The 15,761-nt window shown below is 35.7% G+C and carries 8 protein-coding genes; 3 read left to right on the top strand and 5 right to left on the bottom strand.

Translation table 11 applies throughout. The annotated features are described in order from the left end of the window. Positions 1 to 37 precede the first annotated feature (37 nt). Positions 38 to 1,918: a M1 family metallopeptidase gene (locus ACNFIH_RS11775; protein WP_426483296.1), complete on the top strand. Its 1,881-nt coding sequence runs from the start codon at positions 38 to 40 to the stop codon at positions 1,916 to 1,918. 75 nt (positions 1,919 to 1,993) lie between these two features. Here ACNFIH_RS11775 and ACNFIH_RS11770 read toward each other — a convergent pair whose 3' ends face one another. Further along, on the bottom strand, positions 1,994 to 2,932 hold the full coding sequence (locus ACNFIH_RS11770; protein ID WP_426483295.1) for an L-threonine 3-dehydrogenase: 939 nt from the start codon (positions 2,930 to 2,932) through the stop codon (positions 1,994 to 1,996). Positions 2,933 to 3,253: 321 nt separating this feature from the next. Between ACNFIH_RS11770 and ACNFIH_RS11765 the strand changes: the two genes are divergently transcribed. Next, positions 3,254 to 3,853: a hypothetical protein gene (locus ACNFIH_RS11765; RefSeq protein ID WP_426483294.1), complete on the top strand. Its 600-nt coding sequence runs from the start codon at positions 3,254 to 3,256 to the stop codon at positions 3,851 to 3,853. Then, entirely contained in the window at positions 3,850 to 7,215 is a 3,366-nt protein-coding gene (gene mfd / locus ACNFIH_RS11760) for a transcription-repair coupling factor (RefSeq protein ID WP_426483293.1), read from the top strand. The genes ACNFIH_RS11765 and mfd overlap by 4 nt, the downstream gene beginning before the upstream one ends. A gap of 121 nt (positions 7,216 to 7,336) precedes the next feature. On the opposite strand, the gene ACNFIH_RS11755 is transcribed toward mfd, so the two are convergent. The 4 genes from ACNFIH_RS11755 to ACNFIH_RS11740 all read right to left on the bottom strand — a co-directional run bounded on the left by ACNFIH_RS11755 (position 7,337) and on the right by ACNFIH_RS11740 (position 15,760). Further along, entirely contained in the window at positions 7,337 to 10,708 is a 3,372-nt protein-coding gene (locus ACNFIH_RS11755; protein WP_426483292.1) for an Ig-like domain-containing protein, read from the bottom strand. A 234-nt stretch (positions 10,709 to 10,942) separates the two neighbouring features. After that, positions 10,943 to 13,123 (bottom strand): glycoside hydrolase family 97 protein, encoded by a 2,181-nt coding sequence (locus ACNFIH_RS11750; RefSeq protein WP_426483291.1) that lies wholly within the window; start codon positions 13,121 to 13,123, stop codon positions 10,943 to 10,945. A gap of 43 nt (positions 13,124 to 13,166) precedes the next feature. Beyond that, entirely contained in the window at positions 13,167 to 14,561 is a 1,395-nt protein-coding gene (locus ACNFIH_RS11745) for an alpha-amylase family glycosyl hydrolase (protein WP_426483290.1), read from the bottom strand. 122 nt (positions 14,562 to 14,683) lie between these two features. Next, positions 14,684 to 15,760: a SusE domain-containing protein gene (locus tag ACNFIH_RS11740; protein ID WP_426483289.1), complete on the bottom strand. Its 1,077-nt coding sequence runs from the start codon at positions 15,758 to 15,760 to the stop codon at positions 14,684 to 14,686. Position 15,761 lies beyond the last annotated feature (1 nt).

Below are 15,761 nucleotides of genomic sequence, written 5' to 3'. Positions count from 1 at the left end.
GAAGGGTGGCAGCCCTTCCATTTTTATTGAAATAACCATGCGAAAAATAATACTATTATCCTTTCTGAGTTTGGGTTTAAATTCAGCTTTTGCGCAAAGTGCTCCTTACTGGCAACAACACGTAGATTACAAAATGGAAGTATCGATGGATGTAAAAAGCTATCAATACAAAGGAAAACAAGAATTAGTTTATACTAATAATTCTCCTGATACTCTACGAAAAGTTTTCTATCATTTGTATCCAAATGCATTTCAGCCAGGAAGCGAAATGGACACTCGTCTGCATTCTATAAAAGATCCAGACGCAAGAATGGTGAATAAAGTAAAAGATGCTGAAGGAAAAGAAATCAAACAAAGCCGAATTGAAACTTTAAAACCGAATGAAATTGGTTTCTTAAAAGTTAGCAATTTTAAGCAAGATGGTGTTGCAGCTCAAACAAGATTGTCTTCAACGATTTTGGAAGTAACTTTGGCTAAACCAATTTTGCCAGGTTCAAAAACTACTTTCACATTAGATTTTGACGGTCAGGTCCCTGTTCAAATTCGTCGTTCAGGACGAAATAATAAAGAAGGTGTTGAACTTTCAATGTCACAATGGTATCCAAAATTAGCTGAATTCGATTTTGAAGGATGGCATGCAGATCCTTATGTAGCAAGAGAATTTCACGGTGTTTGGGGAGATTTTGATGTAAAAATCACAATCGATAAAGACTACACAATCGGAGGTTCAGGATATTTACAAGATAAAAATTCAATTGGACACGGTTATGAAGATGCTGGTGTAACAGTTGTTTATCCGAAAAAAGCAAAAACGTTGACTTGGCATTTTATCGCACCAAATGTTCACGATTTTACATGGGCAGCTGATAAAGCATACACGCACGATATTGTAAAAGGACCAAACGATGTTGATTTGCATTTCTTCTACAAAAATGATGAAAAAACTACTGGAAACTGGAAACAGTTAGAGCCTTTAATGGTAAAAGTTATGGATTATTACAACCACAGAGTTGGACAATATCCGTACAAACAATATTCATTTATTCAAGGTGGCGACGGCGGAATGGAATATGCAATGTGTACTTTAATGCTTGGTAGCGGAACTTTAGAAGGAATTCTTGGAACTGCAACGCACGAATTAGGACACTCTTGGTTCCAGCACATTTTGGCTTCAAACGAATCAAAACATCCTTGGATGGACGAAGGTTTTACAACTTACATCGAAGACAGTGCTTTGAACGAATTAAAAGGAGACAAAAAAGAAGTAAATCCGTTTAAAGGAAATTATACGGCTTATTACAGTTTAGTAAATTCTGGAAAAGAGCAACCACAAACTACACATGGAGATCGTTATGATGAAAATAAACCATACAGTATTTCATCTTATGTAAAAGGAAGTATTTTCCTTTCTCAACTAGAATATGTAATTGGAAAAGAAAATGTTGATGCAACTTTAAAAAGATATTTCAATGATTTCAAATTCAAACATCCAACGCCAAACGATATCAAAAGAACGGCAGAAAGAGTTTCTGGTGCTGAATTAGATTGGTATTTAGTAGATTGGGCACAAACAGCAAACACAATTGATTACGGAATTAAAGATGTTGCTGATAATGCAGGAAAAACAACTGTTACTTTAGAAAGAATTGGAAGAATGCCAATGCCAATCGATTTGAAAGTAGATTATACTGACGGAACTTCTGAAACGTTCTACATTCCTTTAAGAATGATGAATTTCATTAAACCGAATCCAAATCCAAACGAGAAAAGAACAGTTCTAGAAGATTGGGCTTGGGCGCAGTCAAACTATAGTTTTTCAATTGACAAAAACAAAACGGCAATCAAAAAAATCACTATCGATCCAAGCGGATTAATGGCTGATATTAAAGCTGCAAATAATGTTTTTGAAGTGAAATAATTTTCAAAAGTGAATAAAAAGAAAGTCCCGTTTAAATTAATAAACGGGACTTTTTTATTTTAGAATAATTGAAGCTTAACTCAAATGCTCAATCATATCTTTTGTCATTGTTTCCAAATCAAAAGTATGTTTCCAGTTCCAGTCTTCTCTGGCAGAACTGTCATCGATACTTGCTGGCCAACTATCTGCAATTTTCTGACGGAAATCTGGATTATAAGTAATTTCAAATTCCGGAATATGTTTTTTGATTTCGGCTGCAATTTCAGTTGGTGTAAAACTCATTGCCGCTAAATTGTATGACGAATGAATTTTGATTTCTTCAACCGGAGCTTTCATAATATTAATTGTTGCATCGATTGCATCATCCATATACATCATAGGCATTTTGGTTTCAGATGATAAAAAGCATTCGTATTTTTTATCAGCAATTGCTTTATAAAAAATATCAACAGCATAATCTGTAGTTCCACCACCCGGAGGCGTAGACCAGCTGATCAAGCCAGGATAACGAATACTGCGAACATCAACACCATAAATATTATGATAGTATTCGCACCATCTTTCTCCAGCTTGTTTACTAATTCCGTAAACAGTTGAAGGTTCCATTACCGTATATTGAGGTGTATTTTCTTTTGGAGTTGTTGGGCCAAAAACAGCGATACTTGAAGGCCAGAAAATCTTTTTAATTTTTTTTGCTTTCGCTAAATTCAAAACATGAAAAAGAGAATTCATATTCAAATCCCATGCAAAAGCTGGATTTTTTTCTGCCGTTGCCGATAAAAGCGCAGCCATCAAATAAATATCTGTAATTTGATGCACTTCAACCAAATGTTCGATTTGGTTAAAATCTAAAGCATTGACGACTTCAAAAGGTCCCGAATTAACAACGTCAGTATTTAATTTTCGAATATCAGAAGCAATTACATTTTCTGTTCCGTATAACTTACGCAATTTCTGGGTTAATTCTGTCCCAATTTGACCGCAAGCACCAATGATCAAAATTTTTGGATTCATTTTGTAGTTTTTTAGAGATACAAATATAACGTTTTCGCAATTACGTATGTTTTTTAGAATCATAAATTATAAATTCAATAACGAAAAAGTTTTTTTGTTGGATAATTCTCTTTTTCAAGGGTGTGTCTTTGTGTCTATAAGAGTGTGCTCATGTGCCTTTGAAAAATTGTTCCTAAAAATCATTTTTATTGATGATAAGCGTTAAAAAAAGTATCTTAATTTGTGATTCTCAGAGTTAATAGAATTATAGAATCTTTGGCAAAAAACAGCCTTCGTAATTGTAAATTTACTTTGTAACTTTGTGGCTTAATGTTTTATCAGATGAAATTTAAAATATCTCTTTTTTTACTTTTGGTTTTTGTGTTGCAATCCTGTCAGGATGAAAATGCAAAACGACTTGCAGAACAACAAAAAGTAGCCAAAAAGAATGAGAAAATCTTCAATAATATAAATAAAGCGTGGACTTTTATTGATGAGCCAATTAATGAAGCTGCAGAGAAAAATGCGAGCACATGGAATGAATGGCGCGAATTTTTAAAAGAAATTGGAGAAAAACCACGAAGAACAATCGGAGCATTTCAAAAAAAGTCAAAAGCGATTTCAAAAAAAGCATTGGCTTTAAACAATAATATTCCAGCCGAACTTAATCAGCCTGCAATCAAAAGCCGAATTTCAATTTTGATTACCAAAGTCAAAATGATGGAATTGTTTATCAATCTGAGCACAGTTCCAGATGATAAAGTGACTTTTTTAATTGGTGAAATCAACAAAGAAATTATTTCATTGGAAAGACAAATGGATAAAATTGTTGAGAAAGCCAAAATTCCGAAAGAGCAGGGAGAAGAAGATTTCCTAAGAATGTTAGATACAACAAGAGCAATTCCGAATGCTAAAGTAGATCCAAATTTATCAATAAATTGAGTAAAAACGCCTTATATACTACCTACGATAATTTGCCGAAAGCAGAGCAGATTGCTGCAAGTTTGCTAGAAGGAAATCAGATAAAAATGAATCTTAGCGGATTGCTTGGATCTTCGGTTTCGTTTATAATTCGTTCAGTTTTTAAGAAAACCGAATTGCCTTTTTTGGTTGTTTTAGACAATAAAGAAGAAGCAGCGTATTATTTGAACGATTTGGAACAAATGATCGGCGAGCAGGATGTTTTGTTTTATCCAGCTTCATTTCGTCGTCCCTACCAAATTGATGAAACTGACAATGCCAACGTTTTGTTGCGCGCTGAGGTTTTAAACCGAATCAATTCGCGAAAAAAACCTGCTGTAATTGTAACGTATCCCGAAGCACTTTTTGAAAAAGTAGTAACGCGAAGAGAGCTCGACAAAAACACTTTAAAAGTAGCTTTAAACGATAAAATTTCGATCGATTTTATCAACGAAGTTTTGTTCGAATATGAATTCAAAAGAGTCGATTTTATTACAGAACCTGGCGAATTTTCGGTTCGTGGTGGAATTGTCGATGTTTTCTCGTTTTCAAATGATCATCCTTACAGAATTGAGTTTTTCGGAAACGAAGTAGACAGCATCCGAACTTTTGATGTTGAAACACAATTATCAGTTCAGACACATAAAAAAATCACGATTATTCCGAATGTCGAAAACAAGCTTTTTCAGGAAAATCGCGAAAGCTTTTTAGATTATATTGCTGAAAGAACCGTTCTTTTTATTCAAAATACCGAAGGGCTTTTTAGTCAATTAGACAAACAATTCGCAAGAGCAGAAGAAGCTTTTGAGAAATTGTCGAAAGAAATAAAACATGCAACGCCAGAGCAATTGTTTTTAAACCAGGCTTCATTTATAAAAAGATCTTTGGATTTTTCAGTTGTAGAATTGGCTTCAAGACCAGTTTATAAAACAACTAAGAAATTTGAATTTCACATTCAGCCTCAACCATCTTTCAATAAACAATTTGATTTATTGTTGAATAATCTGAGCGAAAATCATTTTAACGGATATGTCAATTATTTGTTTTGTTCGAATGACACTCAGGCAAAACGTTTTCATGATATTTTCGAATCTTTAGATGAAGCCAATTCCGAGAATATCCGAAAACAATATCATACGATTGTATTGCCTTTATACCAAGGCTTTATTGATGAAGAAAATCAGATTACGGCGTATACCGATCATCAGATTTTTGAGCGTTATCATAAATTCAATATTAAAAACGGATATTCGAAAAAGCAGAATATCACTTTAAAAGAATTAACTGCACTTTCTGTAGGCGATTATGTAACGCATATCGATCATGGAATTGGGAAATTTGGTGGATTGCAGAAAATTCAGGTGGAAGGCAAAACGCAGGAAGCCATTAAATTGGTTTATGCCGATAATGATATTGTGTATGTGAGCATTCACTCGCTTCATAAAATTTCGAAATACAACGGAAAAGACGGAACGCCTCCGAAAATCTATAAATTAGGATCGAACGCTTGGAAAGTTTTAAAACAGAAAACCAAAGCGCGCGTCAAACATATTGCGTTCAATTTGATTCAGCTGTATGCAAAACGCCGTTTAGAAAAAGGTTTCCAATTTGCGCCGGATAGTTACCTTCAAAACGAATTAGAAAGTTCGTTTATCTATGAAGATACACCAGATCAAACTAAATCAACAGCAGAAGTAAAAGCTGATATGGAAAGCGATCGCCCAATGGATCGTTTAGTTTGTGGTGACGTTGGTTTTGGAAAAACGGAAGTTGCCATTCGAGCGGCTTTTAAAGCGGTTGATAATAGCAAACAAGTTGCCGTTTTAGTTCCGACGACTATTTTGGCGTATCAGCATTACAGAACTTTTTCGGAGCGTTTGAAAGATATGCCGGTTACAATTGGTTATTTAAACCGATTCAGAACCGCAAAACAAAAAACACAAACTTTAAAAGATTTAGCCGAAGGAAAACTTGATATCGTAATTGGAACACATCAGTTGGTAAACAAAAATGTAGTTTTTAAAGACTTAGGTTTATTGATTGTTGATGAGGAACAAAAGTTTGGAGTGAACGTAAAAGATAAATTAAAAACGATTGCTGCAAATGTTGATACGCTGACTTTAACAGCAACGCCAATTCCGAGAACGCTTCAGTTTTCGTTAATGGCGGCGCGAGATTTATCTGTAATTACAACTCCTCCACCAAATCGTTATCCGATTGAAACGAATGTTGTTGGTTTTAATGAAGAAATAATTCGTGATGCAATTTCATATGAAATTCAGCGAAACGGACAGGTTTTCTTCATCAATAACCGAATTGAAAATATAAAAGAAGTGGCCGGAATGATTCAGCGTTTGGTTCCAAATGCAAGAGTCGGAATTGGTCACGGACAAATGGACGGCGCCAAACTTGAGGAATTGATGTTAGGTTTCATGAACGGAGATTTTGATGTTTTGGTGGCAACCACAATTATCGAAAGTGGTTTAGACGTTCCAAATGCCAACACGATTTTCATCAACAACGCCAATAATTTCGGATTATCAGATTTGCATCAAATGCGTGGTCGAGTAGGGCGAAGCAACAAAAAAGCATTCTGTTATTTCATCTGTCCGCCGTATTCTTCTATGACTGAAGATGCCAGAAAACGTATTCAGGCATTGGAACAATTCAGCGAATTGGGAAGCGGTTTCAATATTGCGATGAAAGATCTTGAAATTCGTGGTGCGGGAGATTTATTAGGAGGAGAACAAAGCGGTTTCATTAATGAAATTGGTTTTGATACGTACCAAAAAATCATGAACGAAGCGATTGAAGAATTGAAGGAAAACGAATTCAAAGATTTGTATCCGGAAGAAAATGATATTGATACCAAAGAATATGTAAAAGACATTCAGATCGATGCTGATTTCGAGCTTTTATTCCCAGATGAATATATCAATAATGTTTCGGAACGTTTGGTTTTATACAATGAATTAGGCGCGATAAAAGACGAAGCCGGTTTACAGGAATTTGAAAAGAAACTTATCGATCGTTTCGGACCGTTGCCAAAACAAGCAGTTTCGTTATTAAACAGCATCCGAATAAAATGGATTGCAACGAAAGTTGGAATTGAGAAATTAGTCTTGAAACAAGGTAAAATGATTGGTTATTTTGTTTCAGACCAACAATCAGATTATTATCAATCGGTGAAGTTTAGAAATGTCTTGAATTTTGTTCAAAAACAAAATTCACTTTGCAAAATGAAAGAAAAACAAACCGTAAATGGATTACGTTTGCTGTTGACTTTTGAAAATGTGAAGTCAATAAAACGTGCTTTGGAGTTGATGGAATTGTTTGAGGAGTAAAATATCCACAGATTCACAAATTAATTAGACTCAAGTTTTAAAATAATTTGTGAATTCGTGGCAAAATAAAAAATGGCGTATGAAAATCTCATACGCCATTTTATTTTAAAGTGAATTGAAATTACTTAATAATTAATTTTTTAGTCACTTTAAAATCTTTAGAAGCAATATTTACAATATAAACTCCTGATGATAAATTATGATTAATTTGTCCTGAAGTTGAAAGTCTTTCGGTCAAAACAGTTCTTCCGGTCATGTCAGAAACAACTATTTCTGCAGAATCTCCAGCTTCTAATTCTGGCATTAAAACATGAAATTCATTTCCAGTTGCAGGATTAGGATAAATTCCAATTACTTTTTCAGTTTCTGATGCATCATTAATTGTTAAAGCAGATTTTCCTGTTCCAACAGTCGTAGGTTCCAATTGCCATTGTGCACTGTACCAACCATCTTGAGAATTTCCGTATTGAGCAGAACCCGTTTGGTTTTCGATATGGATGATGTTTCCAGTTTGCCATCTGTTTCTTAATCTTACCCAAGTTCCGTCGATGTAATCGCTAGACCATTGTGCACTCCAGAAAGTTGTATCAGTTATGTTGCATTGTACAGTTCCGGTTTGGCTTTCGATATTCATCAGCTCTCCCGTTGCTACATTTTTAAGCACAAAATAAGTGGCATCAATAGCGATTTTCTGCCATTTGTAATTGTTTCCAGAAATGGTTGTTCCATAACCAGTGTTTGTTCCAGCATCAGATAAATAAGCGCCAGTCCATCTGTTTTTAATAGTGTAATAATTTCCACCAGTTGAAGCTGAAACCGTTACAGAGCAAGTAGCTGTTTTGCTTCCGTCAACTGTTGTCACGGTGATTGTTGCAGTTCCATTGGCAACAGCAGTTATCAGTCCAGAGCTGTTTACTGTTGCTATAGCTGTATTGCTTGAACTGTAGTTTACTGCTTTGTTTGTTGCGTTTGCAGGATTAACTGTTGGAGTTAATTGTTGTGTTCCACCAACATTTAATGAAGCTGTTGTTGGACTTAATGTTACACTTGTAACTGCAACATTTGCTGCATTTACGGTTACGGCACAAGTTGCCGTTTTTGCTCCATCCTGAGTTGTAACTGTAATTGTTGCAGAACCAGCAGCGACAGCATTTATTAATCCTGATGAATTTACAGTTGCTACAGCCGTATTGCTTGAACTATAAGTTACCGTTTTATTAGTTGCATTTGAAGGATTAACAGTTGGAGTTAATTGTTGCGTTGCACTAACTAATAAAGTTGCTGTTGTTGGAGATAAAGTAACCCCTGTCACTACTACAACAGTTCCAGGATTTGAATCATACCAAGTATTATTCATAAACCAGCCATTTTTATCTCTGCTTAAATCGGCAGTTTGATTGGTTCCATCGTTAAAAATTAAATTAGTTGAGGTTACATTTGTAAATGTGTAGCTGTACCAACCATTTCCAGCATCGGTCATGTTTACTCCCGGCCAGTTTACAGTTGCTAAAACTCCAGTTGGTAAAGCATTCCAATAATAGATTTTAATTCCAGTTCCCCAATTTGATGGTTTGTAGAAATATACCGTAAAATTAGTATTCGGATTTACTGTAATAGTTGCCGAATTCGTTTTATTTCCGTCTTGTGTCGTTGCCGTAATTGTAGCTGTTCCTGCAGCAACAGCTGTTACAAGTCCGCTTGAATTTACGGTTGCAATGGCTGTATTGCTTGAACTCCAGGTTACATTTTTGTTAGTCGCATTTGCAGGCGAAATTGTTGCTGTAAGCTGTTGTGTATTGCCAGCATATAAACTTGCAGTTGTTGGCGAAACCGCTACTGAAGCAACCGGAATTGCCGCAACAGTTATCGCAGAAGTTGCCGTTTTATTGCCGTCTGCAGTTGTGACTGTGATTGTTGTTGTTCCTGCAGCGACAGCAGTTACTAATCCAGATGCGTTTACTGTGGCTACGGCAGTATTGCTCGATGTCCAGCTTGCATTTTGATTTGTAGCATTAAAAGGCGTAATTGTTGCGTTAAGTTGTTGCGTAGAACCTAAACCAACAGTTACTGAGGTTGGACTAACCGAAACTCCTGTAACGGCTACAACCGGAGCATTTGTATTGGTTAAAACCAAATATTCGTAAGCTGCAAATGTTCTTGTAGCGCCTGTTGTTAAAGTAACAGAAGCATTATTATTGTACGGATTTACATAAGTTCCTGCTAAAGCTGCCGGAATTACGTACGACTTAGAAGCATTTCTCAAATTCGACATTACAATAACTTTTTCAGTACCTAATGTTTTGGTGAAAATACAAATGTCGTCATTTGCATAAGTCGTTAAATCACCACGTCTGATTGCTGCGCTTGAAGTTCTAAAATTTAAGATTTTGGCGAAATCTGCTGCTGCAGTTGGATTTTGTGACCAATTGAATTTGAAGTTTGTCCAAGGCCAGTCTGTTTTTGGCTCGTAGTCGATTTCTTGTCCGCTCATTAAAAAAGGAACACCTTTCATATAAGCTGAAACTAAGAAATTAGCAACGATTCCGTTATGGTTTTTGAATACGACGAAAGGTCTTCTCACCCCATCATCATTTGTATAAGTATCATGGTTCCCGGTATATCTAACGATTTGCTGATTTCCTGTTGCTTTTGCATATTCATAAGTAGTCTGATCTTGGATTCTTTGAGAAACTGGTCCGCCTCCCGCAATATCATATAAACCACTGTGAAACCATCTGTCACCATAATTCATATCGAAACCAACCTGAAAATTTTCTTGTCGGTCTCCTTCGGCTAACATTAATAAATTATGAGAAGAAATTCCTCTAAGGTTTGAATTCACTTCAGACCAAAAATCTAAAGGTGGATTATTAGCATAATCGCAACGGTATCCGTCAACGTTTGCGGCAAAAATCCAATAACGCATTGCATCTTTTATAGCTGCTCGTGTAGCTGAACTATTAAGATCAAGTGCTGCAATATCAGAGAAGTTTCCTAATTGCTGAATGGTTGTTCCGGTTCGCTTATAATATTCCGGATGCGAAACTGTCCAGACATTATCCCAAGATGTTCCGTTGATGGCGATGTCCAAAATAACGGCCATTCCGCGGCTGTGTGCACCATCAACTAAAGTTCTTAAATCTGAAAGAGATCCATATTCTGATCCAACAGCTTTAAAATCTTTAATACAATAGGGTGAAGCAGAACTTCGGGAATCGGTACCGTGAGGGTAAATGGGCATTAAATAAATAACGTTGGTACCGAGTGCTTTTATATTGTCTAATCGGGCGGTTACTCCGGCTAAATCTCCGTTGGCACTAAACGGGCGAATATGTACCTGATACATGTTTACATCTCGGGTATCGGGAACACCAGCGAATGGAGTGCCGTACTGAGGCGGATCTTGTGCATAAACGGAACTTGCAAATAATAATAGAAAACAGATAAGCGTTTTCGTGAAATGAAATAATCGTGTAGTAATTTTGATTTTCATAATTTCGGTTTTTTGCATGCTTGTCAGCATTTTTAACTAAAATTCATTCTCACTCGCATTGTTTTTTTAAATTCGACAAACATTTTGTGGTTAATAGTTTTCAAGTAGTAAAATTTTTAATTTTTTGTCCAAAAAAGGGACATAAGTTTCTGCCACGAATTCACGAATTAAGTATTTGTTTTAAAATCTTAATTTGAAAAATTCGTGAATTCGTAGCAAAAAAACTTAGTCAATCTATAATTTTTTCAATCCTTTTAATTCTGAAGCATTTCCTTCCTTAATGCTAATGGCAACACCTCCGCCTGGAGCTAAATACTGTTTTAAAATTGTTTTTGAGGTTACAACAACTTTAGTTACAGTATATTTTTGTGGATTTTCTTTCCAATTCGCTTCTTTGGCATCAGCATAAATAGTGGCGATGAATTTTTTTCCGGCAGGTAAATAATCAAAAGTAATGTTGGCAATTCTTGAGTTTTCATCTGTAATTCCTCCAATAAACCATTCGTCTTTTCCTTTAGCTTTACGTGCAATGGTGATGTAATCTCCAGGTTCAGCTTCTAAAATATAACTGTTATCCCAATCGACTGCAACATCTTTGATGAATTGAAAAGCATCTGGAAAACGCTCATAATTCCCCGGAATATCAGCGGCCATTTGCAACGGACTGTACATCGTAACATAATAAGCCAATTGTTTTACCAAAGTCGTATTGACACGTTGTGTACTTCCGGTTCCGTAATATGAAAGATCGGTTTGGAAAATTCCCGGCGTGTAATCCATTGGTCCTCCCATTAATCTGGTAAAAGGCAAAATGGTAGTGTGATCCGGCGCTAATCCTCCCATTGATTCAAACTCCGTTCCGCGTGCAGATTCTTGTGCAATCCAGTTTGGGAAAGTTCTGTTTAAACCTGTTGGTCGAACGGCTTCGTGACTGTCAATCATAATTTTATAATCGGCTGCACGTTTGGCTACATTAATGTAATGATTCACCATCCATTGTCCGTCATGGTGTTCGCCACGCGGAATAATTTTCCCTACATAACCAGTTTTTACAGCGTCATAACCGTTGTCGTTCATAAATTGAAAAGCACGATCTAAACGACGCTCATAATTGGTTGCAGATCCTGAAGTTTCGTGGTGCATGATAATTTTAACTCCTTTTGAAGCTGCATATTCATGAACTGCTTTTACATCAAAATCAGGGTAAGCGGTTACGTAATCAAAAACTTCCTCTTTCCAGTTGTTGATCCAGTCTTCCCAGCCAATGTTCCAGCCTTCGATTAGGATTGCATCGAAACCATTTTTAGAAGCAAAATCAATATATTCTTTTGCTCTTTCAGTTGTAGCTCCGTGTTTTCCATTCGGCGTAAGCTTGGTAAAATCATCAGTTAATTTCACATTGTTCTCTTTTCCAAAAGCCCACGTACTTCTTCCGGCTACGAAATATTCCCACCAAATTCCGATAAATTTTACCGGTTTGATCCAGGAAACATCTTTGTAACTTGTTGGTTCATTTAGGTTCAGAATTAATTTTGAAGCCAAAATATCTGTTGCTTTATCACTTACCACAATTGTTCTCCAAGGCGATTGTGCATCAGTTTGCATATAACCTTTTGCGCCAACAGCATCTGGTGCTAAATGACTGATCATTTTGTTGTTTACAGCATCAACTTCAAGGTACATTGCCGGATAATTAATTAATCCCGCTTCATGAATATTAATGTATAAACCGTCATCAGATTTCATCATTGATGGCGTTTGAACAGCAAGTTCTTTTATTGGCCATTGCGAATTGATATCGATCGTTGCTTTTTTCATCAACGAAGGGATTTCAGAAATTTTCGAAGTCGTGTAAGCATATTCGTTGGTATCATAATCTCCCGGAATCCAGAAAATTTTATGATTTCCAGCCAGATTAAATTCAGAACGCTCTTCTTTAATTACAAAATAACTCAGGTCATTTTGCTTTGGAAATTCATATCTAAAACCTAATCCGTCGTTAAATAAACGGAAACGAATTCTAATGTATCTGTTGTTTTGTTTCGCTTGCGCTAAAGTGACAACCAATTCGTTATAATGATTACGAATCGTTTTTTCTTCACCTAAAACCGGATTCCAATTTTCATCAACAGAAGATTGTGCTGTTTTTGTAATGGTAAAACCATCCAAAAACGAAAGCAAATTTTGCAGTTCTAATCCCAAAGAACTTGGCTTTATAACTGCTTTTTGTTTATATGACAATTGGTAAGACGGAATTCCGCCTTCTTTCAATTCAAATTTTAAAGAAAGATTTTTGTCTGGCGAGGTTATTTCTTGTGCCTGAACGAATAATGTACCGACAAATACAAAAAATAAAAGCGCAGTCTTTCTGCCCAAACGAATTTGGAACAGCATTTTTTGGGATTGAAAATTCATGTTATTTAGTTTTTTGCAAATCTAATTCTATTAGAGGCTTTTATTATTTTTTAAGTATTAAATATTGATAGGCCGCTAAATTTATTTCGGCACCAATTGTGACTTGATTTCCTGTCAAGGCATCCGTCCAAGTGGTATTTGCTAGTGCGGTCGAAGTGGTATATTTAACAGCTTTATTTTTAACGTTTGCTACAATTAAAACTTTTTGAGCTGTAGTTTCCATTGTAAAAACGCTTGCCTCATTGCTGCTGTATCCTGTAAATTTTCCTTTTCTAAGTGCTTCACTTGTATTTCTGAAAGCGATTATTTTTTTGTATTCTTTCAGCATATCAAAATCAGTAGTTGACCAATCAATGGCAATCTTATCAAAATAATCGATTCGTTTTGCATAACCAATTTCTTGTCCGCCATAAATCATTGGTACAGATTTCATGCTTGAAGCAATTACAAAAGCAGTTAAAGATCCTTTTTTACCTCCAAAAAGTTCTAACGGAGTTCCGTCAGAAAGATTTACATCATGATTTGTTATGTAGCGAACAATTCGTTTTGAACTGTCCAATTGACCATATTCTTTAGAGCTTTCTGTTTGTAAATAAGAAGCTGGCTGTGTTTCAGAAAACACTTTTTTTAACGCATCAAAGTAAGCAAATCCAAAAGTATAATCGAAACCTGCATCATAATGATTAGCTCTCGTTCCCTCTGCCATCATGATCATTTTTTGATTTTTGATTTTACGGATTGCAGTGATAGCTTGCGTCCAAAATGCCTGTGGAACAAAATCGGCAGCATCGCATCTAAAACCGTCAATATTGGCATTATAAACCCAGTAGGACATAGCGTCAATCATGGCATTTTTCATATCATTATTGATGTAGTTTAATTGCGCTACATCTTGCCAGTTGGTTCCTGGCGGAATTATAATATTTCCGTTTGCATCTTTTTGGTACCAATCAGAATGAGCTGTAATCCATTGATTGTCCCATGAAGTATGATTTGCAACCCAGTCTAAAATAACAGCAATGTTTTTACTATGTGCTTCAGTAACTAATGAACGAAGATCTTCAAGATTTCCAAAATCAGAATTAATTGCCTTGTAGTCTTTTATGCAATAAGGCGAACCATATTTTCCGGCAGCTTTTACTACACCAACAGGATAAATAGGCATTAAATAAACCACGTTTGCACCTAGTTTTTGAATAGAATCAAGACGTTTTTGGACTCCTTTCAGATTCCCTTCTGGACTAAAAGAACGAATATTTACTTGATAAATTACCGCATCTTCATTTGCAGGTACTTTGTCAAAAGCAGTTCCATATTGTTGATATCCCGTTCCTGGATCTGGTTTCGGATCTGTTTTAGGACTATCGTCTGATGAACTGCAGGAAATAAATGCCAACGCAAACAGCAAAATAAAAACGATGTTGGTTTTAGACTTCATGATTTTAGAAATTAAATTATACAAGACTAGAATTGCAATTTTGTTTTTTTAGATAACCTGCCTTTCGCTCAAAAAAGGCAGGTATCACTCAAACTAATCTAGCTTATATCAAATATGTTAGATTATTTTTTAACTATAGTGCAAGTTGCTGTTGCCGGATAACCTTTTGTTGCCGGATCAGTTTCGTCTATAGTGAACGTAACGTCATAAGTTCCCGCTTCGGTGATTGTATAAGCGCCTTGATCGTCACGATTGATTGTATTTGTTGATGCATCTTTTGGTCCGTAATTAACGTCCCATTTGTTGTTTAATCTGAATTTTAATGCTCCCGCAACTAAATCAGCAGTAACTTTCCAAGTTTTTGTTTTATGGTCGTATTTCATTGGAGTACTATTGTCCCAACCTCCAGATTGAGCCGTACCAACAATTCCCCATGCATAAGGAGTTGCAGACCATTTTAAAGTATTTAAGTTTGCTTTTATTTGGTATGAACCTGCATTTGGAAGAAATAAATTATCATCATCCATTCTAACTAAATCTTCATTAGTTGCACCTGCACCATAAAATTCAGCCCATGTTCTAGCGGTATTTAATTTGAATGCTAATGCAGTACCTTCGGCAGTCATGTATCCTTGATAAACTCCTTTTTCGATTGCTGTTAAAGCTGCAGCAGTTTCAACTGCCCAACCTTGATAATCTCCAGGCATATAAATTTCACCAAAAACAATTGCTTTTTCATAAGGTGTTACTGTTATCTCAATTGGATCAGAATAAATATTTCTATCCATTGCAGCAACGACTCTTACAGCTAATTTTCCTTCTGCATTTGGTTGTAATCCTAAATCAGTTGCAATTTTATTCAAATCACGAACAGTAAAAGATTTAGTCAAAACATCATTTCCTGCTTCGAATGTTTTAGCATTTAACCATGCCTTAGCACCAGAAGTATTTGCTGGAAGATCAAATTGAACCGTATATAAAACGGGAGCTTCAATAGGGAAAACAACAGCTTGCCAAGAAATAGTTGTTGCATTAGCGTCGGCTGCGTCTTCTTTAAGCACAATTTTACTTGCAGAAGAGGTAATTGCAGCAGGAAAATTAACCGATTTTAAAACGGTTAATTCCGCATCAGAGTCACAAGAAGTAGCCACGATTACTAATGCAAGTAATGCTACTAATTTATTTATATATTTTTTCATA

This window comes from Flavobacterium sp. 2 (assembly GCF_049949195.1).
GTDB lineage: Bacteria > Bacteroidota > Bacteroidia > Flavobacteriales > Flavobacteriaceae > Flavobacterium.
The sequence above is the reverse complement of the archived record's forward strand: the minus strand, read 5'-3'. Positions and strand labels throughout refer to the sequence as shown.

Excerpts from the sequence above, each read along its gene's own strand:
- ACNFIH_RS11775 (WP_426483296.1), top strand. The coding sequence starts at position 38 with ATGCGAAAAATAATACTATTATCCTTTCTGAGTTTGGGTTTAAATTCA.
- ACNFIH_RS11770 (WP_426483295.1), bottom strand. The coding sequence starts at position 2,932 with ATGAATCCAAAAATTTTGATCATTGGTGCTTGCGGTCAAATTGGGACA.
- ACNFIH_RS11765 (WP_426483294.1), top strand. The coding sequence starts at position 3,254 with ATGAAATTTAAAATATCTCTTTTTTTACTTTTGGTTTTTGTGTTGCAA.
- ACNFIH_RS11755 (WP_426483292.1), bottom strand. The coding sequence starts at position 10,708 with ATGAAAATCAAAATTACTACACGATTATTTCATTTCACGAAAACGCTT.
- ACNFIH_RS11750 (WP_426483291.1), bottom strand. The coding sequence starts at position 13,123 with ATGAATTTTCAATCCCAAAAAATGCTGTTCCAAATTCGTTTGGGCAGA.
- ACNFIH_RS11745 (WP_426483290.1), bottom strand. The coding sequence starts at position 14,561 with ATGAAGTCTAAAACCAACATCGTTTTTATTTTGCTGTTTGCGTTGGCA.
- ACNFIH_RS11740 (WP_426483289.1), bottom strand. The coding sequence starts at position 15,760 with ATGAAAAAATATATAAATAAATTAGTAGCATTACTTGCATTAGTAATC.